The following is a 25,416-nucleotide window of genomic DNA, read 5'->3' as shown; positions in this document are numbered from 1 at the left end:
ATACCTCCTTATTGATCATAGAAAAAGTAATAATCTTTTATAAGCTCGTACATGATGACCTCATGCCCTTTTTCATTAGGATGAAGTCCGTCAGGCATACTAGCTTTTCTAAACGCTGGGCTATATGGTTTGAAGTATTCTGAATGGTAAGCATCGAATACTGGTACGTTTAACTCATTACAAGCGATTACTTGAGCGTTAACGTAATCCTCTAACGTAAGCCCTAGCTTGTTTTTATCAGTATCTTTACGACGGATTGTATTACCATCCATAGGACATTGTCTTGTGGCTGTCATAACTAATATTTTCGCTTTAGGATTATTCTTTTTAATCACTTCAATCGCACTATAAAAGGCACCGTAAAACGTTTTTACATTCGTCTTATCAGTGCCTATATCTACATTTGCTAACCAGTCATCATCAGTACCTTGTACGATGATTAAGTCTCCAGTTATTTTTGTAGCTTGGTCATATATACTATTTTCTTTAACAGTGGACATTGTCGCACCGCTAACCGCTAAATTTGTGTATTTAGCTTTTATCTTTTTAGACAACATTTGAGTAAAATTTTCTTTTGCAAGACTACCTTTGGCGACGGAGTCTCCAATTGTACCAATCTCTTTTAAATTGCGAATACTAGATTTACTTGTGAAGTCTTGTATAATGGTTCCGTTTTTAGTCGTTACACTTTTACCGTCAACCGCATTAACTTTGTCTTTCAGCTTACCTGTAGTATCCAATATTTGTTGATTGGTCGCAGTGTTAGCATTTGTTTGCGCTCTCAATTCAAATGCTTCTTTAGCGGGATTATTAGATTTAAATGACTTAGCATAATTGGCAGCCTTAGCAACCGCTTTGTTATACCTATCTTCCATAGTAAAAGCGCCCAATACAACGTCTTGCTTTACAATGTTGTTATAAGCGTCACGTTCTGTCGTGATTTCGATAATGCGGACAACATCGTTATAACCGATTAAATCATCTGACACACGTACAACATCACCTATTTTAGGGTCAGCTTCCGGGAATTTCTGTTTAAGCGAAACGAAGTCTAATGATATAGACGTCTTGATACTTTCATCAATGGCTAATTCCATAGCTTTTTTTAGTGAATCCTCTTTTTTCATGCGCCCATCTATAATAGGTGGAGCGTGACGCTTGCCTACTAAATCAGCGAGGGGGTGGGTATATTCAAATTGCAAACTAGCCTCATCATATGATTGTTGATCTTCGAAATCGCCAAAGCCTTTTATAAACGTATAGCACTGCGTTGAATCTTCTTGTATCTTCACATTGTTCGCGTTCACACCAGCTTTAATAAAATAGTTCGCTTCTTTTTGTACTGTCTCGTACAAATTAAACGTTTTAGTCTTAGGATCATAATCGTACTCAAGATGAAATCGTTCTAAACCTTTTTTGAATAGGTCTAAATTAGTATCTGCATTACCCAAATTTTCAAACCTACTAGCTTTTACATTTTCGTGTAATTTATATTTATATCCAGTGTTTTTAAACACTAAATCGAAATATTTTTGACCAGTAAAACTACCTGTGTATTTTTCGTAAACTCTAATTGAATTTAAGTCATCTAATTCTACAAGCCTTGCCTTAATACTCAACTTCTCTTTGTTACCAACAGAAGTTTTATCAAGTACAACTATTCGATATTCATTGTAATCTTCAGGACCAGCCACTTGTGTGATCGTCCACATCTTAGTTATTGCTCCAATGGCGTCAAACGTCGATTTATTCTCAACAATATCAAGTTCTAAAGTGCCATCTTCTGCTAATTTGTGGTTTGTCTTTGTAGCAACGTAGAGGGTAGTCCCTACACCTTGTAGACTTTTTAATAATACAGGCAATGGATAACCCCCTAACGTGTGTAAATTTTGTGTTTGAACACAATTTTTTGAACTGTTTGATTCATTTTGAAATGATTCCAACCAGGTACTAATACCGGTTGTTCTAAGGTTCGATTATAATTATCAATTCTTAGATTGTTACGGTATGTGTGTAATCCGTCTAATTTAATAACGTCACCAGCTTTTAATTCTAAGCCTTTAATCTGAATCATATTACTTTCAGACATGTAGAATGTAAAACCTTTATCGTCGCTTTTACTCACATTCTTACCTAGTGTGATTTCAACGATGCTATCTTGGTTAAATTGATTTATAGGCACACTACCGTTGTAATACACATCTTCATAAGCGACATTTTCGAATGTGTATTGCCGTCTGTAATCATTTCTATTAAAAGGAAGCCTGTCGGGTATCGCCCATTTCTCCATGTTTGAGTCACCCTCTAAATCGGTACTATACCCAATACTTTCGAAATAAGGTAAATCTACAGTTTCAAAATCTAACGTAAATTCCCCGCCAGTACGTCCTGTGTCGAATGAAACCTCGTTTACCAAACCTACATATATTTGCCTACCATCAACATATTCTAATTCGAATTCTTGCTTTTCATCCGAGAAGATACTTTCGAATTTAATATTGTTATCAGGTGTAGCTAATTCTCTCAAATAAAAATGGCCACTAAACAAGTTTTGTATAACAGCCTTTAAATGTGATGCAAATGCGATACGATCCACATCATAACGTAAGGTGAGTTTAACGACCTTCTTTTCTTCTATAGTGGAATTGTGAAACCTACCATTTATACGTTCTACGTTGTCGAATTTACGTTCATAACCCGCGCCTTCGACATTATAAGAAACAACCCGCAATACATCGTTTGTAAAGGGGTTGTTACTGATACGGTACTTCTTATTGTTTTTAACAATTTCTATATCATGCGCAATCAATTAATATCCCCCTTACATTAATGCAAAGCTTGCGTTCTTTGCGTTTGTTTCTTCAATATAAGATTTAATAGCTGGTAAATCAGATTCATTTTTAACAACGATGTTTACAATAGGTCGGTTATTCTCTTGCATGCTGTGTTGCACATCTTTTGTCATGTGTGCATCCATAACGCCACCCATACCAGTCATTCCGTCTGTAAGAGTGGATGACAATTCTGTGCTAAACGCGTCACCAACACTAGACGCTAGCATTTGGGCTTGTGATATAGCGCCTCCACCATGGCCGGATATAAACGATGTAACATTGCCCCATGCGTCAGCTATGGCGTTACCTACCGCACTAACAACTTTCCACGCTGCACTAGCAATACCTTCTGCTACGCTACTAATTAAATCAACTCCAGCGGAGATAAAATCACCAAAGAAACTTTTAATCTTATCTAAACCACGTGACATACCATTGCCAATCTCACTAACAACGTCTAAAAAGCCACTAACGATTTTAGCTACAAAGCTAACCATTGTATTCCAAATGGAAGACACCCATCTAGCACCGTTAGACATGATGTAGTTATATGCTTGAACCATTTTAGTTAGCACTGTTACAGCAACCTTAGTAAACCACGTTGAAACAGAATTCCAAATTCTGGTCACAAATCCTGTAATCGCGCTCCAAATTTGACCCCAAGTTGTGATGTTAGTGCCAAGTATTCTGTTTAAAATACTGAATATGAAGTTAGAAATTTGGTTCCAAATTGAGACTAATGTACTCCAAACAGTATTCATTACGTTTGAAATTGTATTCTGTAAGGTTAGCCACGCTCCTGAGAAGTCACCAGTTAGCAATTGAATAAATGCGGTAAATAATCCAACAATAATTTGGACCACAGAGGATATGATTCCTCCTATAGCCGTAAACACAACAGAAATAACTGTCCATAAAAGTTGAAATGTTGTTATTAGATTTTGGATAATAGTCATGATAACTACACCCAAAATTTGCATAAATATCTGACCTAATTGTTGTAGTATCGGCATAATTGGTTGTAAAGTTTGTTGAATGCTTGCCCACAATTGTTGAAACCAGCTAACGATAGAACTTACAGCGCCACTAATGGCCGATACAATTCCGTTCCATGCATTGATAATCATATTTCGGAAATCTTCATTAGTTTTCCATAGGTAAACAATAACCCCCACTAACGCGCCTATAATAGCAATAGCAATTCCGATTGGTCCTGTTAAAGCAGTAAATGCTGTGCCTAACAATGGCAACAACCTACCAATGTTAGCTATAGGACTCATCAAGAAAGTAAAAGCCCCTCTTAATAAATTTAATGCTCCGGAAAGTACACCACTCGTAGAAATAAAACGAGCGATATTGCCAATCACTCCTAAAAATGACAAACCGAAATATCTAAGTATAGATTGGACTAACATTATTGGCATTGATAATGACCATAACGCGCCTGCAAGCATAACCGCTATCCCGACTAATTTAGCAATTGCCGGATGTGTTTCAAATAAATTAGCTATAAATCCCGTTAAAGCTGTTATAACTCTTAGAACAACACTAGCAATAGGTGCCATTGCAGTACCAAATGCTACTAATGCTCTGACAATATTTCCGATTAAATCCATGATGATTGGACCGTTTTGTTGGACGTACTCGACAAACTTTTTGAATCCTTCTGAATTCCCGACAGTTTCTGACCACTGTCTGAATTTAGAAGTCATTTGCACTAATGCGTCAAATATACCACTACTATTTTGAGCGAATGCCCTCATCAAATTGCCAATACCTAAAAATACATTTCCGAAGATTTGACCTATTTTAGGTAAATTAGTCTTAGTGTATTCGATAAATGATCTAATCGCATTTTGACCACCAACACTATTTGCCCAATTTTGAAATTTTTGGCCTAAACTATCTAATCCTTGTGCGACCCACAAGAATAAGGGAGCTAGTTGCGTAAACACGTTAACCAATCCATCTCCAAAACGTCCTGCTGCACTTAATAATGCGTTAAATGTCTTAACTCCAGTTGTATTCATCATACTAAAGAATTTAGAGGCAGTTTGACTGTTTTGCGCCCACTTAAGTACCTTTTGTGACGCTTGTTCCATGGATTGTGAGACGCCTGCTATAAACGGCTTTAATGCCGTTAAAGCTGTTTTAACTGTGTTCAATCCATTAGCCAATGTGTTAAATATTTGAGCCTGGTTCTGCTTGATTATGCTTTGCCATGTTGATTTAACTCCATTCAATGCTGATTGATATGCACGTGTTTCTTTTGTGGCTTGTAGTGTCCCGTCTTTAAGCATCTTGATTGCGCTAATAGCCATTGCACCAAATACAACAGCACCTGCACCAGCTACACTAAATGCACCCGCTAAACCTAATACGCCACCACCTAATACACCAACAGCATTTAATACTGCCATTAATGCAGGTACTAAACTAGCTATGATTGGTATCAACGCTTGCACACTAGCTACCATTAGACCTTTGAATGTTTGCGAAAACACAGTTGCAAAACTTCTGATGCGGGATGCGAACGCGTCAACTTTGTTATTAAAGTCGTCCATAATAGGACCAATTGATTGAAATGCTTTAATTCCATAAACTCTTAATTTATCAAAATTATTTCTAGCTGTAGGGCCTATTCTATCAATAGTTTTTACAAACTTGCCTATCGATCCGTCATCTAACTGCATTCTCCAACGCCCTTGATGAAAGACATGTTTATTAATGTCAATCATGCTTTTCTCAAAACCTTTAGCTGCCATTAATGCTGGACTGGTATCTAAATCAAGTTCGACAACATGTTTACGCCAGGCTTCTATTGTTGCTTTATCCTTACCATACTTAGTCATCAATTCCTCATCGCTAAGTTTCAAATCAACCTTATGTCTTTTCATGGTATTTAAATACGCTTTAGCTTCAGCCACCTTGCGTTTAAATTCTTCACTTTCAACAGCAATCTTCGAACGAATATTCCCAATGCCTTTTTGAGCCATAGCTTTGGCACGTTGTAAATCACGTTGGAATCGAGAAATGTTCGCTTTGACATCTGTTTCAATTTCATTCGGTACAGCGGTTTTAGCCATGCGTTGCGCCTTACGGATATTGGATTCAAAATCACGCATTACAGCCATGATTTTAACCATAAAATTACTTTCCAATAGTTAACCTCCTTTCTGTTCTAAAAACTTTCTTGTACCTTCTTTGAACAACTCACGTCTACGTTTTTCTTCAGCTAACCTAGCTTGTTGTATGCGTTTATAGCTACCAGGTTCATGTATTTCATAACGTTGTTTTTCAATGTCTTTAGTAATCCTTTTAAGAGGTTTCCCAGCTTGCACAAGACCATTTGCTTGTGCTGCTTCTACACCCAGCATACGTTGGTCTAAATACTTCTCTTGACTGCCTATAATCCAATCACGCCATTCACTTGGCGTCATCATAAGCAACTCTTGTTCAGGTATATAACCAATATATCTGCCGGTTAACTGTCTTATTTTTGAATAGTCGAGTAAGGTTCTGAGCCCATGATTTCTTTGAAATTGTCTTTCATGAACTTGATGCCCGATTTGGTCATCTCTTTGTCGTCCTCTTTCGCCATATTCGGAGCCTCGTTCATTTGCACCCAGAACAGACGTGATTTTTGCTTGAAAAAACCGCTGTTATTCATCACATCTAAAGCGCCTTGTAATAACTCAATCGTGTCTTGTTTATCCTCAATAACTTTGAATAAAGCTAACTCAATATCTTCACGGCTAGGCGCATTCTTCCCTAAGTAAGCTGTAGCGCATTCCCAAAAGTCCGCGATAGCATCTGTATCACGCTCTAAAATGCCGTTGTAGATTGCAGTAAAACCAGGTGTAGTAACCTTTTTTCCGTCTTTATCTTCATTATCTTGTGCGAATTTCTTAGCTACTTTATCAAATAAGAAAGTGGCTTTCGCTTCTACTTCTTGATCATTAATATTTAGTGTCGTAATCGGATTAAACTCAGTCAAAATAAATACCTCTTTTCATTTTTTGTATAAAAAATAGGGAGCTTATGCCCCCCTAATATTGAGTTAAACTTCCAAACCTGATGAAACACTTGCTTTTTGTTTTTCTTCATAAGTGCCGACGTACTCACCAAAGCTTTCGTATTCAACAGTTGGTGCGCCTGCAGCCTCGAACCATTCAGGTGGAAGGTTATCTTCTGTGCCTTCCGCAGTATTCCATTTGATTTTAAGCGTTAATTCAATTTTGTTATCCTCATCATCAAATGACATTTCGAAAGATTCAGGAACGCTATAAGCGAACACACCGTGGTATTTACCGTCCTTGCGTTTAACACGTTCATATAGCCAAATACGCACTTGACCGCCTTTTTTAGCGGCTGCTTTTAACGCTTCAATGCCAGGATCACCAGGTACATTCCCGACTGTCAATTTGATTTCTTCCGATGTAGCATTAGACGAATAATCCGTCTTACCGCCACGTACAATTTCAGCTAAATCATTCTCAATAGTCCAACCGCCTTCTTGTAAATCAGCAAGTAATAAAGCGTCTACTTTATCTAATTTACTGTCGGCAGGTCGTACTACAGCTAAATAACTTTTTTGCGCCATATATTACACTCCTTCATTCTTTTTTATATGTCTGTACTTAAATAAAAGCCGTATCGTGCCGTGCTTGGTAAACCTGTCTATGTCAGGAAATACCGCTTGGCTATCAATACGACTAAATTGGAATTCGTAATTTTCTATTTCGATTGGTCTGTTCAATTCGTAACCAATTGCACTAATGATTAATTTTGCCTCATGTTGCGTAGCAAATTGTGAGTAAACGTGGATAACAATACCGACTGTTTCTCTCATCATAGCGCTTGATTCGTTATTAGTGACGTTAGATTCACCCACAATAATATATGGGTAAACAGCGTCCTCTTGAACTACATCAAAAACCCTATCACCAACGAATTTGTTAATGATAGGGCTTGATTTCAACCGTTTATATATTTGTACTGTAAGTTCAGGTTCAACTGATACCCACATATTTAACCACCTCTATGAAAAGTAACGCTCAAACGTCTGACGTCCAGCGTCAATTGCAGGTTCCCAAAACGGCTGTGGCATTTGTCCGTATGTCGTATGCCATTTACCGTTAGGGTCTTTATAAGTCCATGGTATCTTGTGCGCTCTACTACCTTTTGTGGCATATATTCCTGTACCGTAATTGACGTACACAGCGTAGCTACTGCCTATTTTTACAACACCAGTAAATCCACCATTTTCAAAATCAACAGTAGTCGATTGTCTTAAGAACCCAGTATCAACTGGCATTAAGTGAATCGCTGTGTTGTAAATCTTAAGGGTCGTTTTAGCGATACCTTTCTTAACCCATTTCTCCATGTCTTTAGAATACTTTTCAAGGTCGACAACTATTGAATCTGCACCGAATTTAACCTTTGCCATAAGGCGCCTGTTTAAGTCTGTACATTTTTATTTCGTGTTGTCCACCTTGGTCAATGGAATCTCCTACTATACCGTAGATTCTGCCCTCATATTCAAATAAATTATTGGTAGCGATTGGCAGGTCATACGGTACATATAAGTTCCTATCGTATTCTTGAGACATTTGGTGGAATTTAAGTTGTTCGGATGTGCTAGGTGTGTCCATAAAGCCGTTAATTTGTTTTTCGCTTACAAAGCGCTCTTTTATATATGGATATTCCCCAACCTTTTTGATAGAACCTATCGAAATGGTATGTGGGAATTCGTTGTATGGATCAAACACAGCATCACCCCTATCTTAATGATTTAAAAACATGGAATTTAGCGCGCTTATATCTATTTAAAACGCCACTAATATAATCAGGGACGCCGTCGTTATACGTGTACGACACCGTCCCCATGCTTCTCGATTTTAAATTTCTTTTGACTTCAGGTCGTTGATAATACTCAAGCACGTCTGCAACGTATTTTTTGATTGGGTAAGGATAAACAATTTGTCCGTCTTTAATGAAATCATTGTTAGTTACATCCCTAACATCTTCTAGTATTCCATCAACTTCCATCTTAAATAAATCTTCTTCTTCGGGTTTGATTTCAACACCGTTTTTCTTAAGGAGAAGTTTAATGTCTTCATAAAGAGTCATACTTATCACTCACTCTTTTTAGACGCTGTACGTCGTGTTTTAACCTCTTCGTAACCAACGTGGCTATAATATGCTTCAAATGCCTTTCTAGTTACTGTGATAGTGTCATCATCTTTTTTAACTTTAATTTCTTCTGCTTTATTAGACACCTAAACCACTCCCAACATCTTTTGGCTTTAACGTTGCAAAAGCTTCAGGTTTAACATTCATGTAAGCGATATGCATAGTTGCACGTAATGCGAACATATCACGTTCGAATAATGACACTGGTTGGTCTGACGCATCAGATGCTTGTAATGTAGTTAACGTTGCATCTTCAGAAATAGCATATTCAATGCCTTGTAAGATACCGTAACGTGCATAGTCCCAGTCACCCATTAATGCTAATGATTGTTTCTTATCGAATACATCAGCACCTGTGTAAGATAAAGGTAATCCCATAATTTCGTTACCATTCGCATCGAATAAAGGGTGTTTATTGGCATCTAATGCGTTACGCATCTTGCTACGGAATGAACGTGTAGTTAATACGCCGTTAGGATCTAATTCTTCATCCTCAATAGTTGCCATTAATGCGGACAAATCTACATATAAGTCATTTGTATCAGTAACAACATTTCCTTTTTCTGTAGCGCCAGTAACTAAAGGTTTACCACTCGTTGCTGTATTATAAGGTGATTTAGTACCAAAGATTACAGCTTGGTCAAACGCTTTGTAGAATGCTTCTGCAATTAAAGGTTTAACTTCGTTGAAGAAATCCTTTGCAGTCCATTTCAAGAATTCTTTTGATAATGGAATGATTACACCGATTTTTTTAGCTTCCATTTCTGCTTGCGCATATTCAGGTTTAGAAGTTTGAATACGTTCAGTTTCCGAAACCCAATAAGCACCTACGCCTTTAGCTAAGTAAGTAAACTTTTTCTTTTGTGCTGTCATTGGCTCATTTTTAGCTAACTTCATGATGGCTGAATTTGCCATAATCTCTTTCATAATTAACGTGCCTTGTTCTGCTGGAATTACACCATTTTTAAAATCCGACAAAATAACATTAGCCGGAGTGTACGTTGGAGTTGCCATATTTTATTACCTCACTTTATTTTCTGATATTAATTTCTCGTGCCATTTCTTCGATTGACTTAACATTGGATAAGTCCACCTCGTTGTCTTGAGCCTCTCGAACATCTCGTCCACTTGATTTAAATTTAGACTCAACGCCTTCTTTGACATACTTATCGAAAGTTTCTTTAAGCGCTTTTAAATTTGCTTCAGTATCTTCATCAGAATCACCTAAGAATCTGTCTACCAATGATGATGGTAGGTTCATTTCTTGAGCTTTACCTAATGCATAACTTCTTAACTTCTCGCGTTTAGCCTCTGCGTCACGTTTCTCTAGCTCTTTTTCAAGTGCGCTAATTCGCTTTTGTTCTTCTGATTGTTCAGGATTGCGTTTTTGTACTTCTTTCTCAATCAAGCTCTCAAGGTTCTTCTCTTTCCAAGACTCCAAACCTTTTGTGTGGTAACGATCTAATTCAGGTTGAATAAATCGTTTACCTTCTTCTGTATCTAAAAAGCCTTTAACGTCATCAACAGACACCGTCTTAAGTCCACTTAGATACTCTTTTACGTCTTTGTCGTCTTTGTGTTCTTCAAAGTACGACTTAATATCCTCGACATTCATATATCATTGCTCCTTTTTTCGCCCTTTGCGTACCGTAATAGTCCGAAAAGTGCATAATAAAAAAGCAGTTTAACGACATACTTTAGGTCGAGCAGTAAGGTGCTAGCTACTTAATTCCAAAATCAACGTTTTTTGCATTTTCTTCTTCAATATATGTTTTAATAGCAGGAATATCTGCCTCATTTTTAACTCTTATGTTTACAACGGGTCTTTCTTTAGGAAAAAAACATAATCTGGTGTATATCCATTTTGTTTAATTTCATCGTATTTTCTAGCTTTAATAAGCAATTCATTATAATCCACTAAATCAATATTCACTGTATTACGTTCCATATTATTTACCACCTTTTCGTTTCATCTTCTCCCACTCACGATAGGTCATGTGTGGGATTACTTCGGTTGTTCCATCATCATTACGTACTCGCATTACACCAGGTAAATCATCTTCGTCAATGTAATACAACAGCTTACAACGGCAGTTAATATTCTCTTTGGCACTTGCTACACCAACAAATAGATGTGGAGCAGGACCTACACAACCACTAGATTTAAAGTTGTCATCTATATCCACTGACTGACCATCTAAATGACGATGTGTGTCACGTGTGCGAGTGTCTTTTGTAGCAGACCAACGCTTTTTCATCTTAAAACCGTTGTCTTTAACCACCATTGCACTGTCTAATCCAGCTTGTGACATTGCTCTGCCCGCCTCTGCACGTGCCACACGCAACGATTGAGCCTTAGCCATGCCCAAATCATCACGTAAAGCTTTGGCTATCTTAGAGTAACCCTCACCACTCATAATCCCTTGCGTAATGTGTATGCGAATACGTTTAAGCACCTCATTACGATATTTTTGTAACGTTGGTACTAAGCGTATAAACTCTATCGGTTGCTCTATTGCTTTGTTAATAACAGAAGCTGTAGGTACATCAAACCGCATTGACGATTGACTAGCCATTTCATACAAATAAAGACTCATCATATACTTCTCGATGTAAGCATTATGTTGAGTCTGTTTAATAGATTTAGCTACTTTGTTATAATCTTCAGTTATCATTTCTCCGATGCGTACAAGCTCTTTATTCAAACGATTGTATTTATTAAATTCTGTCCACGTCACATGAGGGTCATCTGATTGGTACTTTTCAAACATACCTGCTAATTCTTGATTGATAACTTTCAATCTTTTAGCAAATAACACTTCTATCGGCTTTTCTGACTTAGCAATTAGTTGTTCAATGTAATCGTCAATTTGTTTCTGGTTTGTTATCTTGCGCTCTGCCATTAGCGTCACCCTCGTTTATATCAGGCAATTTACTGTTCATTTCAAAGTTGTCTCGTTCCATTTCATCTAACTCATAATCAACGTCATCAACTAACTGTGATTGCCCTAGTCTAGTACGTTCAGACACTTGACCCCTCAAGTTAATTAATACCTGTGATTCTTCGAGTTTATTTACTGGTATATTACGTGTGAACTTAAAGATGATGTCTAAATAGCTATCGTCATCGACGTTATAACCCTTACGTTTCAACGCTGACAAGATTACTTTAAATTGGTAACGTAACATTGCTGTCATCTTACGTTCAAAGGTCATACATTTATTCTCTAAAGCCATTAGCTTTAACTTCATGCCAATGATAGGCACATTGCCATTAAACTCATCAGAATTGAAATTAACTGATTTAGCAAAACGCATGATATTTTTTTCGATACGATCTAAATGATTCTCAATCATTCCATCATTTACGTCTTTAGTTAGGTACTTAACATCCATATCCTTGTCGAACAGCTCGAATGCGCCACTCTTTTGCGTCTCTTGAATCATTTCTTCACTCATACCCATACCACGTAACACAAGGTATGCTAGACGCGTCTGACTGATTTCACTCGATGCATCACTCATCGTTAAGTCGTAGGCATCTATCAAATGAATTACTTTCTCTGCGTCGCCTATCATTTCTTTGTTGTTAGGTACACCAAACAACGGATTGTAATCGAATAGATGTTCATAACGCCCAACTTCTTGTAACGCATCTATACCTTCGCCACGGAATACGTAATAGTAAGTGTCGTCGTAAAATTCTGCATAGACATATTCTGTGCCGTTATCGTCGTCTTTTTCATAAAAGTAACGCAACGAGTATGTAGGTTCTAATATGTTGTCGCCAACAAACACTACATTGAAAGGATCTATATTCTTTATTCTTACTTCTCCACTTTTATCTATATAAGATAATCTGGCTCCATAGCCACAAATAGCAGCCATCTTACCCATTTCAGAATCTTCATCATCTACATTGTTACGGATAATAAAGTTTGCGATAAACTCTTTTAACTTCTCATTCTTAGTTGAGTTTTCGTCCAAATCATAAGTTATAGGTACACCATGTAAGTAACCTACACGTGTATCTACAATTTCACTATCAAACGAGTTATTAAGTTTGTTATTGATTGTGACATCTAAACGTCTAACATTTCCGCCTCGTTCAAAATCTTCTTTCTCCGCAACCGGACTTCGTTTAAATATTGGGACATAGTCAATGTGTGTCTTGTATCTGTTATACAAGTTAATCATACGTTCTCTGTCATCTTTATGTGACTCGATTAATGCTTCTAAATGCTTAGGTAATACACCTTGCTGCTTAATGTCATCAATAATTTTGTACAACGTTATCTTGCCCTCCTTAATCTTTCGGGTTTAGTATGTGTGTATATTGCGTATCTCAACGCGTCTAACACGTCGTCAAACTCTTTGATAGGCTCCCCATTAGTTGGGTGCCAAACGTATTTGTATATCTCTTTCTTAAATCTATCCATATGATCATACAGAACAAATAATTTATTTTGTTTGAATAACTTAGCTATTTCTTCAATGCCTGACAACTTACTTTTATCCCCATTTATCGCCCTTAATCCGTGCCGCCTAAAATCTGTTATATGTTCTGGTCTGGCAGTATCACAATAAAAGTTAATATTGCCATACTTCACAACGATACCTTTAGCTATATCCACCCAATCCTCAATGAATTTAAACTGGTGTGCATGTTCTTCGATAAAGTAAAAGTTACCATCGATACCTCTGCCCATTAACACAATAGAACCATAATGTTCAAATCCCCAGTCGACACCAGCAAAATACTCTTTAATAGGTACTTTAATTAAATCATCATAGGTAATGGTATTCTGATTTAAATCAAAGTCGGCATATACAACCCCATCCCCCGATACCCACTTACCGTTGATATTCCTTTCATAGAACATTCCTGAAGGCGTTGACGCTTTAATAGACTCTTTATATCTATCATTTAAAAATGTGTTGTCATCGAGTTTATATTGATAACTCAATATACCAGCTTTAGGGTCTGTGTTCTCTATATAATCTTTTAGCAACCAATGTTCAGGGTGGTCGGGGTTCGTATCGACTAATATCCTTGCACCCAATCCACTACAACGCGATTTAATCTCATCAAACACTTCTTCATGTGCAAGTGACGCTTCGTTGATATATGCACCGTACGAAGTCATACCACGTATAGCGCCAATACCACTCACTTTGCTGTGACCTGTTTGCACCACTTGCACACCAAACAATGTGAAAGAATTATACTTATCGAAGTTAAACTCTAACCCGTATTTGTTCGTGAGCTCTATCAATACGTTCTTTTGAATCGTGCCTAATGTAGCTCCCGCTAGAATGTATTGAGGTCTCTCTACACCTTCTTCATCGGCTATCTTTCTAACACGTATCAATTCGCGCAAAAATAAATCGTTGTTTAATATCGTCTTACCTGTACGTTTAGCTCCATGATTGATTAGCATGAACCAATCTCTTTTTTGCGTCTCTTTCAATATCTCTATTTGCTTTTCTGTGTAGAGGTTTTTTAATTTACTCACTAGAGATCACATCCGTGATAGCGTCTTGTAATTGGCGAATCTTGTCTTCGGTACCGCCATCACCTTTATCCATTTGTTCGATTTTCTTCTCGAGCATCTTAATTTCTGTTTCGATCTTCTTATTAGCTAGTTTTTCATTACCTAACATCATTCTATTCATACCATCTAAGCCAGCTACAAACGCGTCAGCAGATGATTTCTTCAAACCTTTGTCATTAATGTCGTTTTTAGCTACATTCTTTAACCACTCATACTCTTCAAAAGCCTTTTGGCGTGTCCATTTTGATTGTTCAACTACTTCTTGACGCAACTCTTCGTACCTTTCCGAAACCTTTCCTATTTTTGCTACTATCGAGGCTTTCGAATCTATTTGCATTTCGGATAATCCTTTAGTCGAATACCCTGCGTCAATATATGCTTTCCGTTGGCTTTTGCCCTCTATGAGTCCTAGTACAAATTGCTCTTGTTTATGCGTTAATTTAGTCAATTCTTTTCACTGTATCACACGCCTTTACGTTAATTACTCTATAAATTTAAATATAAAAAAAGACGCTGCAAAGGGTAACAGCGCCTAATTGATTATGTTTTACTCTAATCTATTTGAGTTTTACACTCATATGAATGTATACCGCCTACCCAACAGATAGACGGTTAGGCTATCGAGTGCGCAACACATATATGATAAACGCTTACTCGATTTCCTGAAATGGAGTGAAACACATAGGTTATACACTCATATCAGTATAAAGTAAGACGCCCAGTTGCTCTGGACGCCTAGTCTAGTTACTAATCAACTTCACTAAACAGATGAAACCACATATTTTGAAAGGAGGGAAAATGTCAGTCATCGCAGTGCTTATTAATTAGGTAGTCGTAGTACCTATATATTAAGCACACTACCATAATATCGCCTTTTTTAGTGGACTTCCATATACAAAAAGTCCGTTTTTTCACAAATAACCTATCTTCTTAGCTAGTTTATCTAATTGTGCAGTTCGCCATCTTAGAATAGATGTTTTACTGTAATGATACCTTTCAGCTATATCATCCCAAGTGTTACAGTCTGCGGGTTTATCCCAATACTTAAGTCTAAATAGTTCTAGTGTAAAATCATCACATTGGATTAAAAATTCTTCAGTACCTTTTACAACATCATATAATCTTCTGTACAGACTATCTCTATTTAACTTAATAACTTGATCTTCGGTGGGTCTGCCGATAATGTTAGGTCTGCCACCGTCTGGATTAATTGGTTCGTGGTTAGATAGTATCTCATATTCTCTAAATTTAAGTTCTCGTTTGTAATGGTCAAAACGTTCAATATAATCCTCCAACTTTTTATAGTCAAATTTCTCTAATTGCAACGTCATTAAATCCCTCCCTTAAATTCCCTGTAACTTCTTGCCATAGATATGATAAATCTCATTTCTTCATTTGTTAAAACAACTCCATCAATTTCGAATTCTTGACCTACCATATTGTTAAGTGATATTGGTTTTTTTCTTTTACTAGTATGCGCAACGAAATCTATATCTTCTACTTCGATACCATAATCATCTCGAATTATTTTTTGAATTAAATTGAATTCATTCTTGTTGTTGCTAACTGCTTTTATGAATTTCGAAAGAAAATCTTTATTGAATGTAGTTTTCCCATTTTCTATCCTACTCACGTGTCCGTGTGAATAATTGATAATTTTGGCAAATTCTCTTAATTTGATACCTTTTTTTATCCTTAGATGTTTAAGATATTCATTTAACGTCATTCAATCTATCCCCCTCAAAGTGTCTTAATCTACTTTCTAACACTCGCTTTTCGTATTCCCTAGCCTCTAGCTTACCTTTAAGCTGTGCATTTTCTGCGATAAATCCCACAAGTAATAATGTGTATACGATAAACAATATAATCCACCACATCTAATATTCCTCCGTATCAACTTCATCTTGTAGGTACATATCATTCATCAATGCCTTAGCACCCTCGTAAATTAGAATCGTTACCAGTGTGTGTAATATATATTTCATATGATCACTCCTTATTCATAACCTAAAAGTTTCAACACTTCTTCTTCTGTTACCTTTTTAAATTGAGTTGGTGGTACGAATGGTTTGTCACTCGGCATAAACACGTCATACCCTTGTGTTGTCTTCACAATTTCAATTTCCTTACCGTCATCAATAAATATGTTTATTGATTCTCTTTCACCGTCATAATTCCAATCAAATGACCTATTATCTTCGGCTAACTTATTGAATATCTTATTCATTTCCTCAACACTTCCTTCACACGTTCTAATATGTCTTTACTACTAGATTCCTGATGATCCGAAACCTTTTTCTCCTCTTGCTGATACATCATCAAATTTCTTCACTTCCTGTAACTCTGGTGTAACGATAGGCACAATAACTAACTGTGCGAGTTTTTCGCCTTTGTTGATTTGATAAGTACCTTGTTTATACAAATGGCGTCCATCTTCTATGATTATTTTGTCTTTCAAATCACGTTTTAAAATTGTTTCCGCCCCGTTATTTTCATGATCATTCTTAATATTAATTTGCATATGACCTTGGTAGCCCGCGTCAATCTTGCCTGTCTCGATAACAAGATGCGTATCACTACTCACACCACTTCTACTAGTTAGTAATCCAACGTATCCTTTTGGAATATTCACAGCTATGTCAGTAGCAATTAACGCTTTCTCTTGCGGTTCGAGTATTACTGTTTCTGCTGCGTAAATATCAAACCCAGCATCTGTTGAATGGTTGCGTGTTGGTAGTGTTGCGTTTTTCGATAATAATTTAATTTGTAATTGTTCCATTTATTTGTCCTCCTTGTATTCATATAGAACTGGATAAAGACTTAATATACGTATTCTGTATCCTACCGTTTTTATCTTCACTTTATTTCCGACTTTCAACTTCGGTTGTATATCTGCGCTGTCAAACTTACCTTTAAAAAGTAAATCTGAATTCTCAATTACTGTTTTATCATCTAACACGATGTAAAACTTATCTTCTTCATTAGTTCGCTTGTTATACTTTTCAGTAATAGTTCCTTTAAATTCTTGTGTGTGATTATATGCTGCAATAGGGTATGCTATTAAACCGATCAAAAGTGCTACACCCAATAATGCTGGTAACGTAATGCCAGTTATTATTATTTTTTTCACTTACTCGTCCTCCTCATTCCATTTACTGCCTTCTTTAACTAACCCTCTATTACTCAACTCGTGACTCAATCTAAACTCGTTTTCGCCTTCTTGATACCACACGTCAGCTAGGTACCTGCCGAAAGCGTCTGCTTGATACGTTTGCACGTACACATCCTTACCTAGCACAGTGCTAGTCGTAAATGATTTCGCTTCGTTGTATCCAGGGTTGCCACGCTCTGGCGTATCTACACCTAGCAATCTAACCTTACGTACCGTATGCGTATGGAAACCTAGATCAATGCGCATCTCCAAAGTATCACCGTCTACCACACGTAATACTTTGGCTTTAAAAATGTAGAGTTTATTATTTAGGGTCATCTTTCAGCACCTCATCTAAATCCATTTTTATTTTTTCTAGCAAGAACAAACTTTCTTGTAATTCTTTGTTATTCAATGCTTGTTCGATTTCAGTAGAATATTGGTTAGAAATATAAACAATCTTCTGTTTATACATGTCACGTTCATCACGTAAACGGGTAATGTCTTCGATGAGTGTGTCACGTTCTGATTTGTAGTCGTCAACCTCAATCACAACGTCATACAGCTTATCTCCGTTTACATATATTTTCGATTTCGATACCAAATACTTACGTATATCATTTTGAGAATTTGTTAAGTCATATAATGTTAATTTCATCCCACCATCTCCCCATTTTTGTATATTAGTGTCATAGTACGGTCATCGTTTACCATGTAAAGCATCAGTTTTTCGTTTGATGCAGGCGGATATTCTATATAATCATCTATAAAATCTTGTATTGTACATTCATGAAACATAGTGACCCGTGGTTTATTATTCATGGTCAAAACACTTGCCATATTTGGTATTATAGTTTCCTCTGTGATTTCTTCTTCGACCTCGACTTCAAAAGTTTCTTCGGGTTTTACAACACCGTACTCATCAATACCAATACAATAGTAATTATCAAAATGAACGCATCCTCTTAAACTCCCGTAAAACTTTTCATTTTCAATTTTATTGTCCCAACCCCACTGAATCAGTTCGGGTAGTGTCATTTCTTTTTTAACTTTAATCTTCACCATTCCATTCGCCCTCCCTACATATCAAAAATACTTATCTGACTCCCTAACTCTTGCGCATACATCAGATTGTGTATTGCCTTGTATTCGTTGAATTCTGCGTAAGTGAAGAAGTCGTCCACATGACTATAATGTGATTGCGGAAAACCCCGCATGTTGTAGCCTCCGTCGGTTTCACGTACAATCATTACTTTTTCTTCTGCACTGTTATATAAGTGGAATGTGTTCATATTTTTAAGTCCTCCAGTATCTCATCAAAAGTCTGAATCCCTCTGCCCTCTGTAATTTCTAAAATCACGCCATACACATATTGATTGATCGAGAACTCTTGTCTGTCCTGTTCTTTCGAAATATGTCCTGTACCTTGTCTAACATCTGTACACTGCACATAGACTTTAGGAATCGCATTAATAGGTGTGCTTAACCTAGATAAATCTTTAAGCATGTACTGTACAAATCCCATTTCGCAAATCGTGCCTTGATTATGAGGGAGGTAATCGAATATCAAGATTTGACTACTCTGCATACCTAACGTGTCATTTAATACAATACGTTCTGCCAAACCATCTTGATTTGCATTGTCTTTATCGTTAATATCTTTATCATCTTGTGGCGCATAAACTTTGTAACCTAATTTAGTTAATTCTGCTTTTTCATATTCACGTCTCATTTGGTCACCTAGATCTAACATGCCACCGCCTAAATAGACTTGTTTCATCGCTTATCACTCCAATTATCAAACGCTCTTTGTAGATACCAACGAGCTTTCGCCAAATCTTCTTTACCGTTCTTATGTTGCGCTCTACTGATGTACTTAATAGCATTACCAATCGCAAACGCCATTTCTGCAGGGTAATCTTTAGTGACCTGCTCAATGTAATCAATCACTTCAATGTCGCCGTATGTGTAATGTGGTGGTTGATTAACCACATCTTTATTAGTCATAAATAGCCTCCCAATCGTCGTCATCTGTTAGATAATAATAAAATCCATTTTCTAGTTCGATTTCGGCATTTTCTTTACCTTTGAAGTTGTAATAAGGTTCAGTCACTTTGCCTTCATAAAGTTCACCATCCACATAAAATGCAACACGATCATCAATGTTTAATTCTCTTATTTTCATGAGATAACACCACCGTGTTTTAATATGTGTCTTATGGTCCAACCCTTACGGATACGTTGAGTAATTACTTTTCTATCGACACCAACCTTCTTAGCTAACTGATTTGTAGTGAATTCTTGTCCGTTATAAGTCCACACTTTTGATTTGTCGTTTTTAATTTCAGGAAATTCGATGAGTTCTACTTCTTTTTCAGGTTTAACCTCTTCAAAATCTCCAGGCTCTTTGCAAGGTACACCTACATACCGACACAACTCGCGATAATAGGGACTTGCTGGCACAGATTGTCTCACTGTCTTTAACCATGGTTTCTCTTTACGTTTACTTCTGTATTCCTGATACGCTCTTTCCGTCTTGATTTGGTCCCAATTATCAACTTCCGATTGCGTTGGTCTTTCTCCATTACGTTTTAATGCTATTACTGTACGCATGTTAATCCCCCTCTATAATTTTTAGTGCGTCTTCTACTGAATATGCGACGCCGTATATAATCTTGTGTTTTAATGCCCACTGTTGAAATTCAATTTGTTCACTTGATAATTTTCCAGTCGGCTTTTTAATCTCAATTGCTATAAACTTGCCATCTTTTAGTCTCACTCCGAATATGTCAGGAAAGCCTTTTGGTAAAAGTTTTAATGTCCTTTTACCTACTCGAACCATTCCAGCATTAGCACGCCACACCTGACATTCAGAATTATTCAAAGATTCAATTATTTGTTTCTGTATTTCAGCCTCTGTCATGTCTACTCCTTTGCGTAAAGTCAATTTCATCAAAGATGAAGTGACTCACTTTGTCATAGTCGTCAAATGGCGTAATTTGCCCTCTATCAAGCAATCTTTCTATTGCCCAACCCATTTGTATCAAATTGATTTGGATGAGCGTATCGCCTTTATATGTGTCTCTGTAGAGGTCTCCTAAAAAGTCTTGCATCTCTCCGATAGTCATTAGTAGAACCTCTGACTTTTTTTATAAAATTCCATTTGAACCACACCCGTCTCACCATCTTTATTTTTAACAACGTTAACTTCGATATCTGATTTACCAGTTTCGTTATCTACTAGATCCTTATCGTAGTAGTCATCTCGATATAACATGAATATGAAATGCGCATCTTGTTCAATCCCGCCAGTTTCTCTTAAATCGCTCATCATAGGGCGTTTGTCTTGTCGAGATTCAACCCCACGACTTAATTGAGCAAGTGCGATAATGATGCAACCTGTTTCTTTCGCGATGATTTTAAGGTCTCGACTTATCTTCTCAACTTCTAGTCTGCGTTCTTTCATCGGTACGTCAGACTTCATTAGTGTTAAGTAGTCAATGAATATCACGTGTGGTTTGTCACTTTCTTCCATTGCCTGTTCTCGAATGTCTCTAGGAGTAATGACAGCACCGTCATGTATAGATAAGTGCGGTAACTGTTTAATTTGATTGATGGCGTCCATGATTTGATTTGTTTCGTCTAAAGATAGCCCTTCCGATTGCTTGATCTTAGTGAGCGGAATGTTGGTAATCATCGATATTAAACGCTCTCCTATATTCGTTCCTCCGGTTTCTAAACTAAAGAACGATGTCGGATAACCTTGTTGTGCAATACGCCACATGATGTTTAAAGCGAATGCTGTTTTACCTGTTGAAGGTCGTCCAGCTAATATGTTGAGTTGCGACTTTTCAAAACCCAGTATTTTATTATCAATACTGTTGTACTTCGTCTTAATAAATTCTCTAGGTTTATCGCTTAATACATTCGTCATGATTTCTTCAAGGAACGTATCAGTGGGATTAACTTTTTCAATACTCAATTCCTGAAGTGCTTTAATCTCATCTGTTAATATCTTTAAATTTTGTCCGTCAGGTTCTTGCAGATAATCGTTAATCTTATTAACAGACTGATTGACAATGTAGTCATTCAATAGATTCAGTTGATCATCCATAAAGTAAGATACTTCAGCAACATCAAAGTTATAAATTTCTGACAATGTTTTTGTTGAGATAAAATCTTTATCGTTACGACACTTATAGTAAATGTCGTTTAAATCGACCTTACCCTTGTCTAGTACATACTCGATAAACTTTTTTGCATCTTCACTTTCGAACATTTCAGGTTTGAGTTTCAGCTTACTTATCAATTGAGGGTTACGCATAAGGTTAGATATAAGACTTTTTTCAGTTGTGTATCTATCAATCCTTGTCAAATCCTAACTCCTCCCTCATGCGTTGCCAACGCTGCCGCGCTTCTTCCAAACCTTTTAGATATTCAGGGTCGTTTTTAAGCAAATATTCTTTTGTTTGTTCCTCTGGCACTTGCGTATAATTAAACTCTTTAGGTTTATACGCAAGAATGTCAGCCACTTTTGGCTTATATCCATTGTTAGCAATGTAGTTTTTAGTCTTACGTAATGTGGGTTCATAATCCCCTTTTTCAGAAATGATATCTATCCACGTTTCCACTGCTTCTTTTGTGAAGTTCATGGTATAAGCATTATCAATTAGCCTTAAAATAGTTAACGCTTCTTGTTTACTCATCATCAGAAGCCAACTCCTAACTCCTCTGCTATTTCATCTAATGCAGATTTCGATGATTGCCTTTTGGTTTTAACTTTCTTTTCTGCTTCTTCTTTTGAGCTAATGTTCTCCTTTCTCCAATTTTCCAAAACCTTAATAAGGTAGTTGATACCTTTTTTGTTCTGTTTACAGTAATCAACAGCAACTTCTACTACCTCTGATTTATTTGTTGTAAAAGACTCAATGCATTGTTCTAATTTTTGTACTTTTAAAGGACTTTGTATCATTTCTAATTCTTTACTAATTAATTGAAATAATTTAGATGTCTCGTCTCTGTCTCTATTAATACTTGTATTATTAAACCTTGTATTATTCTCTTCCGTCTTTTTGTGGATAGGGTAGGAATCTTTTTGTTGATACCCCTCTCCATCTTTTTGTTCATAGGGGGGTATAATATAAATTTTTCTGTCTTTTACAGACATATCTTCGTTTCTTGTAACAACAGTACGAATGTAGCCTTTTTCTTTTAAGTGATTAATCCAGTTCGAAACTGTTTTTTTATGGACTTGATACAACTCTGCAAAGTAACTATTGCTAGCGTAGGCATAGCCGTATTTGTTTGCCAGTGCGGTTATTTCACCATACATTATGATTTCCATAGGTTTTAAATCTTTGTCGTACCTTACGCTTGCAGGAATAATTGAGTAGTAACTTGGTTGATCAGTCATCTACTTTTCCTCCTTTCAACATTTTGTTTAATCTATCGTCGACATCAACCCAGCTGTCGTGTAGGTGATATTTATCGTTAAAGCTATCCATACCTATGTTGTGCTGCTCTGTGTGATGCTCACGACATAACGCTAATACTTGGTTGCCGTAATGATTTATCTTGGTTCTATCACGCCCACGTCCTACCGCATATCTATGCGCTAAATCCGAATGAGGTTTACCACAGATGACGCAGTTTCTATTGACCGTTGACCAGTAGAGTTTTGATTTATCTCCTTTTAACAATTCACTTGTCTTATAACTGAGGGGTATTCCGTTCTCAAACACCCAATCCAATGTGATGTCGATGATTTGTGAAGCTTGTGTTCGAGTGCAATTACTAAGTGATATAGGATTGTCATATCCGTGATATGTTCTCGCACATTCAATGAACATATGCCTCATATAATCCATAGGTTGCCCCGTATGCTCTTCTATATCTTTGACTAAGGCAAATATCTTACGACGTTGTTTGTCGGTAATTTGGAACGGATCTAAGACGTTGACATCAACTTCTACATCGAATCCGTTATCGAGTAGTAGCGTTTCTTTATCGCCCAATTCAACACCCGAGATGACAACAGTTGTCGTGCCGTCATCTTGAGTGATGTAACTAGTAATTAAAGGCATCTAATCACGTCCTAGAAAGGCAAATCTGAGAACTCGTCATCACCGTTATCAAAAGGATTATCCTGCGCTTGTCCTCGCTGTTGTTTAGGTTGATTGTTTGATTGACCATTATTTTTAGGTTCTAAAAATTGCACACTGTCGCACACAACTTCCGTGACATATACTCGTTGACCTTCTTTATTTTCGTAACTGCGTGATTGCATCCGTCCATCAACGCCTGCTAAGCTACCTTTACTTAAAAAGTTTTTGACGTTTTCAGCTTGCTTGCGGAATACAACGCAATTAATAAAATCAGCTTGTTGTTCTCCATCTTTACTTTTGAAATTGCGATTTACCGCAAGTGTGAATGTTGATACATCTACGCCTGATGGCGTCGTTCTGAATTCAGGGTCTTTTGTTAATCGTCCTACTAATACAACTCTGTTAAGCATTATTATTTCCTCCAGTAATATTTTTTGCATTGTTTCGTATTTTATTAAGAGCTTCTGCTGCTTGTTTTTCTGTTAACTTATAGTTGTTTATATTGAATTTTTGTTCTACTACATTTTGTGGTGCTTCTTTATCGGTACCTTTAATCAAGTTTGTAAATGCTATAACTTCTTTTTTTAAAGTTCCTATCGTTTCACTACTAGCCCATTGGGTTCTATTCTGTTGCTTAGGGTTGTTATTCTTTCCACTTGCTGCATTACCGTCATCGTCTTGATCACTTGTAATCCCAAAGATTGCTGATAATGAGTAACGTTTGAGGTAACTAATCAATGACCCTGCACCTTGTGGCGTATTCTTTTCTGCATTCATGAACACGGGGTCATATTCGATATATTCACCACTTTCATGCATGAGCATTGTAGCGACTCCTACACGTCCCTCATCGTCGTTTAGTGCCCATTGGGTATATGACAATCCATGAGGTGTTGCAGCCTCGTCAATAGCCTCTACAACATTCTCAAGAGGTACATATTTTGATTTGAAGAAAGGATTGTTTTTATCTTTGAGTGGTTGCTTAACTTCTTTGCGGAAAGCGACCATCGCCTTATTGATTTCAACAACTGATTCAGATTTATTCATAATTCCACCCTTTCAATTTCGTCAGTTTCAGTGTGCGTGTGCTTATAGATTTCATGTGCGCTAGTGTCTATTAACACATCTTCTGTCCCATCAAATTTACGTGCATCACGCTTGTCTGTTGAATATTTAATAGTTGGGTTAGCGTCGGTTGGCCGGTTAGTGATATATAAATCTAAATCTTTATGTTTATAGAAATAGGTCACTATTGTTTTCATTTGATAAGTGCCTCCCCTGCGATGACATCTTTGATCTTGTTTACTTTCTCCTCTATAACCTCTGGTGATTCCCAGTCATAAATGTAAATTGATTTAATTTTATTTGGGTATCTAAAACCAACGTGATTAAATGCGATTCCTCTAGTACCACTGTCATAATTTATTCCTTCTACTGTGCATACGTTGTCGGAATAGGCTCGACATCTATCGAGTTCACGTTGAATTCTTAACATCTGTTCGATAGTCATTCGTTTTTCTTTTAACATTTGCGTTTACCTCCATTTTTGATATAATGAGGTCGGAATCTAATGTTAA

Annotated in this window: 41 protein-coding genes and 1 pseudogene; all 42 read right to left on the bottom strand. The window is 36.8% G+C overall.

The genetic code is table 11. The features are described from left to right. Positions 1–8: 8 nt before the first annotated feature. Complete coding sequence (locus tag G8Y85_RS08425; protein WP_165805692.1) at positions 9–1,862, bottom strand: SGNH/GDSL hydrolase family protein; 1,854 nt, start codon at positions 1,860–1,862, stop codon at positions 9–11. A gap of 11 nt (positions 1,863–1,873) precedes the next feature. Next, entirely contained in the window at positions 1,874–2,809 is a 936-nt protein-coding gene (locus G8Y85_RS08420) for a phage tail family protein (protein ID WP_165805691.1), read from the bottom strand. A 12-nt stretch (positions 2,810–2,821) separates the two neighbouring features. Then, positions 2,822–5,995 carry a phage tail protein gene (locus tag G8Y85_RS08415; protein ID WP_165805690.1) on the bottom strand — a complete coding sequence of 1,058 codons (3,174 nt, stop codon included), beginning with the start codon at positions 5,993–5,995 and terminating at the stop codon, positions 2,822–2,824. Between the two features lie 3 nt (positions 5,996–5,998). Then, the gene (locus G8Y85_RS08410) at positions 5,999–6,277 is read right to left on the bottom strand and encodes a hypothetical protein (RefSeq protein WP_240928913.1); all 279 of its coding nucleotides are present in this window, start codon (positions 6,275–6,277) and stop codon (positions 5,999–6,001) included. Between the two features lie 50 nt (positions 6,278–6,327). Further along, complete coding sequence (locus G8Y85_RS08405; RefSeq protein ID WP_165805689.1) at positions 6,328–6,831, bottom strand: tail assembly chaperone; 504 nt, start codon at positions 6,829–6,831, stop codon at positions 6,328–6,330. 63 nt (positions 6,832–6,894) lie between these two features. Next, positions 6,895–7,437 (bottom strand): phage tail protein, encoded by a 543-nt coding sequence (locus G8Y85_RS08400; protein WP_103346103.1) that lies wholly within the window; start codon positions 7,435–7,437, stop codon positions 6,895–6,897. A gap of 3 nt (positions 7,438–7,440) precedes the next feature. Further along, positions 7,441–7,863, bottom strand: a complete 423-nt coding sequence (locus tag G8Y85_RS08395; protein ID WP_165805688.1) for a DUF3168 domain-containing protein — start codon at positions 7,861–7,863, stop codon at positions 7,441–7,443. A gap of 12 nt (positions 7,864–7,875) precedes the next feature. Next, positions 7,876–8,283: an HK97-gp10 family putative phage morphogenesis protein gene (locus tag G8Y85_RS08390; RefSeq protein WP_165805687.1), complete on the bottom strand. Its 408-nt coding sequence runs from the start codon at positions 8,281–8,283 to the stop codon at positions 7,876–7,878. After that, on the bottom strand, positions 8,270–8,605 hold the full coding sequence (locus G8Y85_RS08385) for a phage head closure protein (protein ID WP_103346100.1): 336 nt from the start codon (positions 8,603–8,605) through the stop codon (positions 8,270–8,272). The genes G8Y85_RS08390 and G8Y85_RS08385 overlap by 14 nt, the downstream gene beginning before the upstream one ends. 10 nt (positions 8,606–8,615) lie before the next feature. After that, a complete protein-coding gene (locus G8Y85_RS08380) occupies positions 8,616–8,966 on the bottom strand; it encodes a head-tail connector protein (RefSeq protein WP_165805686.1) in 351 nt (116 codons plus the stop codon). A 5-nt stretch (positions 8,967–8,971) separates the two neighbouring features. Beyond that, entirely contained in the window at positions 8,972–9,115 is a 144-nt protein-coding gene (locus tag G8Y85_RS08375) for a hypothetical protein (RefSeq protein WP_165805170.1), read from the bottom strand. Further along, complete coding sequence (locus G8Y85_RS08370) at positions 9,108–10,043, bottom strand: phage major capsid protein (protein WP_165805169.1); 936 nt, start codon at positions 10,041–10,043, stop codon at positions 9,108–9,110. The genes G8Y85_RS08375 and G8Y85_RS08370 overlap by 8 nt, the downstream gene beginning before the upstream one ends. Positions 10,044–10,059: 16 nt before the next feature. Next, positions 10,060–10,644 carry a DUF4355 domain-containing protein gene (locus tag G8Y85_RS08365; RefSeq protein ID WP_165805685.1) on the bottom strand — a complete coding sequence of 195 codons (585 nt, stop codon included), beginning with the start codon at positions 10,642–10,644 and terminating at the stop codon, positions 10,060–10,062. Positions 10,645–10,842: 198 nt separating this feature from the next. Then, positions 10,843–10,977 (bottom strand): hypothetical protein, encoded by a 135-nt coding sequence (locus G8Y85_RS12460; RefSeq protein WP_280752834.1) that lies wholly within the window; start codon positions 10,975–10,977, stop codon positions 10,843–10,845. A 1-nt stretch (position 10,978) separates the two neighbouring features. Continuing rightward, entirely contained in the window at positions 10,979–11,932 is a 954-nt protein-coding gene (locus tag G8Y85_RS08360) for a phage head morphogenesis protein (protein WP_165805684.1), read from the bottom strand. Next, positions 11,895–13,325: a phage portal protein gene (locus G8Y85_RS08355; RefSeq protein ID WP_165805716.1), complete on the bottom strand. Its 1,431-nt coding sequence runs from the start codon at positions 13,323–13,325 to the stop codon at positions 11,895–11,897. The genes G8Y85_RS08360 and G8Y85_RS08355 overlap by 38 nt, the downstream gene beginning before the upstream one ends. Next, on the bottom strand, positions 13,322–14,545 hold the full coding sequence (locus G8Y85_RS08350) for a PBSX family phage terminase large subunit (protein WP_165805683.1): 1,224 nt from the start codon (positions 14,543–14,545) through the stop codon (positions 13,322–13,324). The genes G8Y85_RS08355 and G8Y85_RS08350 overlap by 4 nt, the downstream gene beginning before the upstream one ends. After that, a complete protein-coding gene (locus tag G8Y85_RS08345) occupies positions 14,538–15,032 on the bottom strand; it encodes a terminase small subunit (protein WP_165805682.1) in 495 nt (164 codons plus the stop codon). The genes G8Y85_RS08350 and G8Y85_RS08345 overlap by 8 nt, the downstream gene beginning before the upstream one ends. A 463-nt stretch (positions 15,033–15,495) precedes the next feature. Further along, the gene (locus tag G8Y85_RS08340; RefSeq protein ID WP_165804976.1) at positions 15,496–15,915 is read right to left on the bottom strand and encodes a transcriptional regulator; all 420 of its coding nucleotides are present in this window, start codon (positions 15,913–15,915) and stop codon (positions 15,496–15,498) included. Continuing rightward, a complete protein-coding gene (locus G8Y85_RS08335; RefSeq protein ID WP_165805681.1) occupies positions 15,915–16,310 on the bottom strand; it encodes a helix-turn-helix domain-containing protein in 396 nt (131 codons plus the stop codon). Before G8Y85_RS08335 ends, G8Y85_RS08340 begins: the two co-directional genes overlap by 1 nt. Continuing rightward, on the bottom strand, positions 16,297–16,461 hold the full coding sequence (locus G8Y85_RS08330; RefSeq protein ID WP_165805680.1) for a hypothetical protein: 165 nt from the start codon (positions 16,459–16,461) through the stop codon (positions 16,297–16,299). Before G8Y85_RS08330 ends, G8Y85_RS08335 begins: the two co-directional genes overlap by 14 nt. A gap of 119 nt (positions 16,462–16,580) precedes the next feature. Continuing rightward, positions 16,581–16,811 (bottom strand): hypothetical protein, encoded by a 231-nt coding sequence (locus G8Y85_RS08325; protein WP_165804973.1) that lies wholly within the window; start codon positions 16,809–16,811, stop codon positions 16,581–16,583. Positions 16,812–16,853: 42 nt separating this feature from the next. Continuing rightward, positions 16,854–17,363, bottom strand: coding sequence for a dUTP diphosphatase (locus tag G8Y85_RS08320; protein WP_165805679.1), 510 nt, complete (start codon positions 17,361–17,363; stop codon positions 16,854–16,856). Further along, positions 17,364–17,657 carry a hypothetical protein gene (locus tag G8Y85_RS08315; protein ID WP_455769991.1) on the bottom strand — a complete coding sequence of 98 codons (294 nt, stop codon included), beginning with the start codon at positions 17,655–17,657 and terminating at the stop codon, positions 17,364–17,366. Positions 17,658–17,714: 57 nt separating this feature from the next. After that, positions 17,715–18,074: a thermonuclease family protein gene (locus G8Y85_RS08310; protein ID WP_165805678.1), complete on the bottom strand. Its 360-nt coding sequence runs from the start codon at positions 18,072–18,074 to the stop codon at positions 17,715–17,717. Then, the gene (locus G8Y85_RS08305; protein WP_165805677.1) at positions 18,061–18,393 is read right to left on the bottom strand and encodes a hypothetical protein; all 333 of its coding nucleotides are present in this window, start codon (positions 18,391–18,393) and stop codon (positions 18,061–18,063) included. The genes G8Y85_RS08310 and G8Y85_RS08305 overlap by 14 nt, the downstream gene beginning before the upstream one ends. Next, positions 18,390–18,800, bottom strand: a complete 411-nt coding sequence (locus G8Y85_RS08300; protein ID WP_165805676.1) for a hypothetical protein — start codon at positions 18,798–18,800, stop codon at positions 18,390–18,392. Before G8Y85_RS08300 ends, G8Y85_RS08305 begins: the two co-directional genes overlap by 4 nt. 14 nt (positions 18,801–18,814) lie before the next feature. Further along, positions 18,815–19,027 carry a DUF3269 family protein gene (locus tag G8Y85_RS12525; RefSeq protein WP_165805675.1) on the bottom strand — a complete coding sequence of 71 codons (213 nt, stop codon included), beginning with the start codon at positions 19,025–19,027 and terminating at the stop codon, positions 18,815–18,817. Beyond that, positions 19,024–19,515, bottom strand: a complete 492-nt coding sequence (locus G8Y85_RS08290) for a nucleoside 2-deoxyribosyltransferase (protein WP_165805674.1) — start codon at positions 19,513–19,515, stop codon at positions 19,024–19,026. The genes G8Y85_RS12525 and G8Y85_RS08290 overlap by 4 nt, the downstream gene beginning before the upstream one ends. After that, positions 19,512–19,739, bottom strand: a pseudogene (locus G8Y85_RS12375) (DUF3310 domain-containing protein); the annotation flags it as partial. The pseudogene G8Y85_RS12375 and the gene G8Y85_RS08290, both read right to left, overlap by 4 nt. Further along, entirely contained in the window at positions 19,735–19,920 is a 186-nt protein-coding gene (locus tag G8Y85_RS12370) for a hypothetical protein (RefSeq protein WP_165805672.1), read from the bottom strand. The pseudogene G8Y85_RS12375 and the gene G8Y85_RS12370, both read right to left, overlap by 5 nt. Then, complete coding sequence (locus G8Y85_RS08275; RefSeq protein WP_165804965.1) at positions 19,917–20,348, bottom strand: hypothetical protein; 432 nt, start codon at positions 20,346–20,348, stop codon at positions 19,917–19,919. The genes G8Y85_RS12370 and G8Y85_RS08275 overlap by 4 nt, the downstream gene beginning before the upstream one ends. A 1-nt stretch (position 20,349) precedes the next feature. Further along, on the bottom strand, positions 20,350–20,658 hold the full coding sequence (locus tag G8Y85_RS08270; protein ID WP_165805671.1) for a VRR-NUC domain-containing protein: 309 nt from the start codon (positions 20,656–20,658) through the stop codon (positions 20,350–20,352). Further along, a complete protein-coding gene (locus G8Y85_RS08265; protein WP_165805670.1) occupies positions 20,645–20,863 on the bottom strand; it encodes a hypothetical protein in 219 nt (72 codons plus the stop codon). Before G8Y85_RS08265 ends, G8Y85_RS08270 begins: the two co-directional genes overlap by 14 nt. After that, complete coding sequence (locus G8Y85_RS08260) at positions 20,863–22,110, bottom strand: DnaB helicase C-terminal domain-containing protein (RefSeq protein ID WP_167710372.1); 1,248 nt, start codon at positions 22,108–22,110, stop codon at positions 20,863–20,865. Before G8Y85_RS08260 ends, G8Y85_RS08265 begins: the two co-directional genes overlap by 1 nt. Further along, entirely contained in the window at positions 22,097–22,444 is a 348-nt protein-coding gene (locus G8Y85_RS08255) for a hypothetical protein (protein WP_165804951.1), read from the bottom strand. Before G8Y85_RS08255 ends, G8Y85_RS08260 begins: the two co-directional genes overlap by 14 nt. Further along, entirely contained in the window at positions 22,444–23,148 is a 705-nt protein-coding gene (locus G8Y85_RS08250; RefSeq protein ID WP_165804952.1) for a helix-turn-helix domain-containing protein, read from the bottom strand. The genes G8Y85_RS08255 and G8Y85_RS08250 overlap by 1 nt, the downstream gene beginning before the upstream one ends. Then, a complete protein-coding gene (locus G8Y85_RS08245; RefSeq protein ID WP_165804953.1) occupies positions 23,141–23,818 on the bottom strand; it encodes a putative HNHc nuclease in 678 nt (225 codons plus the stop codon). Before G8Y85_RS08245 ends, G8Y85_RS08250 begins: the two co-directional genes overlap by 8 nt. Before the next feature lie 11 nt (positions 23,819–23,829). Next, complete coding sequence (gene ssb / locus G8Y85_RS08240; protein ID WP_165804954.1) at positions 23,830–24,249, bottom strand: single-stranded DNA-binding protein; 420 nt, start codon at positions 24,247–24,249, stop codon at positions 23,830–23,832. Beyond that, positions 24,242–24,886: an ERF family protein gene (locus G8Y85_RS08235; protein ID WP_165804955.1), complete on the bottom strand. Its 645-nt coding sequence runs from the start codon at positions 24,884–24,886 to the stop codon at positions 24,242–24,244. The genes ssb and G8Y85_RS08235 overlap by 8 nt, the downstream gene beginning before the upstream one ends. Beyond that, positions 24,883–25,101: a DUF2483 family protein gene (locus G8Y85_RS08230; RefSeq protein ID WP_015978220.1), complete on the bottom strand. Its 219-nt coding sequence runs from the start codon at positions 25,099–25,101 to the stop codon at positions 24,883–24,885. The genes G8Y85_RS08235 and G8Y85_RS08230 overlap by 4 nt, the downstream gene beginning before the upstream one ends. Beyond that, entirely contained in the window at positions 25,098–25,367 is a 270-nt protein-coding gene (locus G8Y85_RS08225; RefSeq protein WP_165805669.1) for a hypothetical protein, read from the bottom strand. Before G8Y85_RS08225 ends, G8Y85_RS08230 begins: the two co-directional genes overlap by 4 nt. Positions 25,368–25,416: the final 49 nt, after the last annotated feature.

The sequence above is a fragment of the Staphylococcus sp. 11007852 genome, assembly GCF_011394325.1.
GTDB classification, from domain to species: Bacteria; Bacillota; Bacilli; order Staphylococcales; family Staphylococcaceae; genus Staphylococcus; species Staphylococcus agnetis.
The sequence above is the reverse complement of the archived record's forward strand: the minus strand, read 5'-3'. Positions and strand labels throughout refer to the sequence as shown.

Bases quoted from the DNA above. Each gene is read 5' to 3' on its own strand.
- G8Y85_RS08265 (WP_165805670.1), bottom strand. From the start codon at position 20,863: ATGACTATCGGAGAGATGCAAGACTTTTTAGGAGACCTCTACAGAGAC.
- G8Y85_RS08230 (WP_015978220.1), bottom strand. From the start codon at position 25,101: ATGAAAACAATAGTGACCTATTTCTATAAACATAAAGATTTAGATTTA.
- G8Y85_RS08290 (WP_165805674.1), bottom strand. From the start codon at position 19,515: ATGAAACAAGTCTATTTAGGCGGTGGCATGTTAGATCTAGGTGACCAA.
- G8Y85_RS08320 (WP_165805679.1), bottom strand. From the start codon at position 17,363: ATGGAACAATTACAAATTAAATTATTATCGAAAAACGCAACACTACCA.
- G8Y85_RS08275 (WP_165804965.1), bottom strand. From the start codon at position 20,348: ATGCGTACAGTAATAGCATTAAAACGTAATGGAGAAAGACCAACGCAA.
- G8Y85_RS08245 (WP_165804953.1), bottom strand. From the start codon at position 23,818: ATGCCTTTAATTACTAGTTACATCACTCAAGATGACGGCACGACAACT.
- G8Y85_RS08300 (WP_165805676.1), bottom strand. From the start codon at position 18,800: ATGGTGAAGATTAAAGTTAAAAAAGAAATGACACTACCCGAACTGATT.
- G8Y85_RS08370 (WP_165805169.1), bottom strand. From the start codon at position 10,043: ATGGCAACTCCAACGTACACTCCGGCTAATGTTATTTTGTCGGATTTT.
- G8Y85_RS08400 (WP_103346103.1), bottom strand. From the start codon at position 7,437: ATGGCGCAAAAAAGTTATTTAGCTGTAGTACGACCTGCCGACAGTAAA.
- G8Y85_RS08330 (WP_165805680.1), bottom strand. From the start codon at position 16,461: ATGTGGTGGATTATATTGTTTATCGTATACACATTATTACTTGTGGGA.
- G8Y85_RS08305 (WP_165805677.1), bottom strand. From the start codon at position 18,393: ATGAAATTAACATTATATGACTTAACAAATTCTCAAAATGATATACGT.
- G8Y85_RS08225 (WP_165805669.1), bottom strand. From the start codon at position 25,367: ATGTTAAAAGAAAAACGAATGACTATCGAACAGATGTTAAGAATTCAA.
- G8Y85_RS08235 (WP_165804955.1), bottom strand. From the start codon at position 24,886: ATGAATAAATCTGAATCAGTTGTTGAAATCAATAAGGCGATGGTCGCT.
- G8Y85_RS08380 (WP_165805686.1), bottom strand. From the start codon at position 8,966: ATGACTCTTTATGAAGACATTAAACTTCTCCTTAAGAAAAACGGTGTT.
- G8Y85_RS08270 (WP_165805671.1), bottom strand. From the start codon at position 20,658: ATGACAGAGGCTGAAATACAGAAACAAATAATTGAATCTTTGAATAAT.
- G8Y85_RS08395 (WP_165805688.1), bottom strand. From the start codon at position 7,863: ATGTGGGTATCAGTTGAACCTGAACTTACAGTACAAATATATAAACGG.
- G8Y85_RS08310 (WP_165805678.1), bottom strand. From the start codon at position 18,074: ATGACCCTAAATAATAAACTCTACATTTTTAAAGCCAAAGTATTACGT.
- G8Y85_RS08250 (WP_165804952.1), bottom strand. From the start codon at position 23,148: ATGACTGATCAACCAAGTTACTACTCAATTATTCCTGCAAGCGTAAGG.
- G8Y85_RS08390 (WP_165805687.1), bottom strand. From the start codon at position 8,283: ATGGCAAAGGTTAAATTCGGTGCAGATTCAATAGTTGTCGACCTTGAA.
- G8Y85_RS12370 (WP_165805672.1), bottom strand. From the start codon at position 19,920: ATGAAAATAAGAGAATTAAACATTGATGATCGTGTTGCATTTTATGTG.
- G8Y85_RS08335 (WP_165805681.1), bottom strand. From the start codon at position 16,310: ATGACGTTAAATGAATATCTTAAACATCTAAGGATAAAAAAAGGTATC.
- G8Y85_RS08340 (WP_165804976.1), bottom strand. From the start codon at position 15,915: ATGACGTTGCAATTAGAGAAATTTGACTATAAAAAGTTGGAGGATTAT.
- G8Y85_RS08255 (WP_165804951.1), bottom strand. From the start codon at position 22,444: ATGATGAGTAAACAAGAAGCGTTAACTATTTTAAGGCTAATTGATAAT.
- G8Y85_RS08325 (WP_165804973.1), bottom strand. From the start codon at position 16,811: ATGAATAAGATATTCAATAAGTTAGCCGAAGATAATAGGTCATTTGAT.
- G8Y85_RS08410 (WP_240928913.1), bottom strand. From the start codon at position 6,277: ATGATGACGCCAAGTGAATGGCGTGATTGGATTATAGGCAGTCAAGAG.
- G8Y85_RS12460 (WP_280752834.1), bottom strand. From the start codon at position 10,977: ATGGAACGTAATACAGTGAATATTGATTTAGTGGATTATAATGAATTG.
- ssb (WP_165804954.1), bottom strand. From the start codon at position 24,249: ATGCTTAACAGAGTTGTATTAGTAGGACGATTAACAAAAGACCCTGAA.
- G8Y85_RS08365 (WP_165805685.1), bottom strand. From the start codon at position 10,644: ATGAATGTCGAGGATATTAAGTCGTACTTTGAAGAACACAAAGACGAC.
- G8Y85_RS12525 (WP_165805675.1), bottom strand. From the start codon at position 19,027: ATGAACACATTCCACTTATATAACAGTGCAGAAGAAAAAGTAATGATT.
- G8Y85_RS08360 (WP_165805684.1), bottom strand. From the start codon at position 11,932: ATGGCAGAGCGCAAGATAACAAACCAGAAACAAATTGACGATTACATT.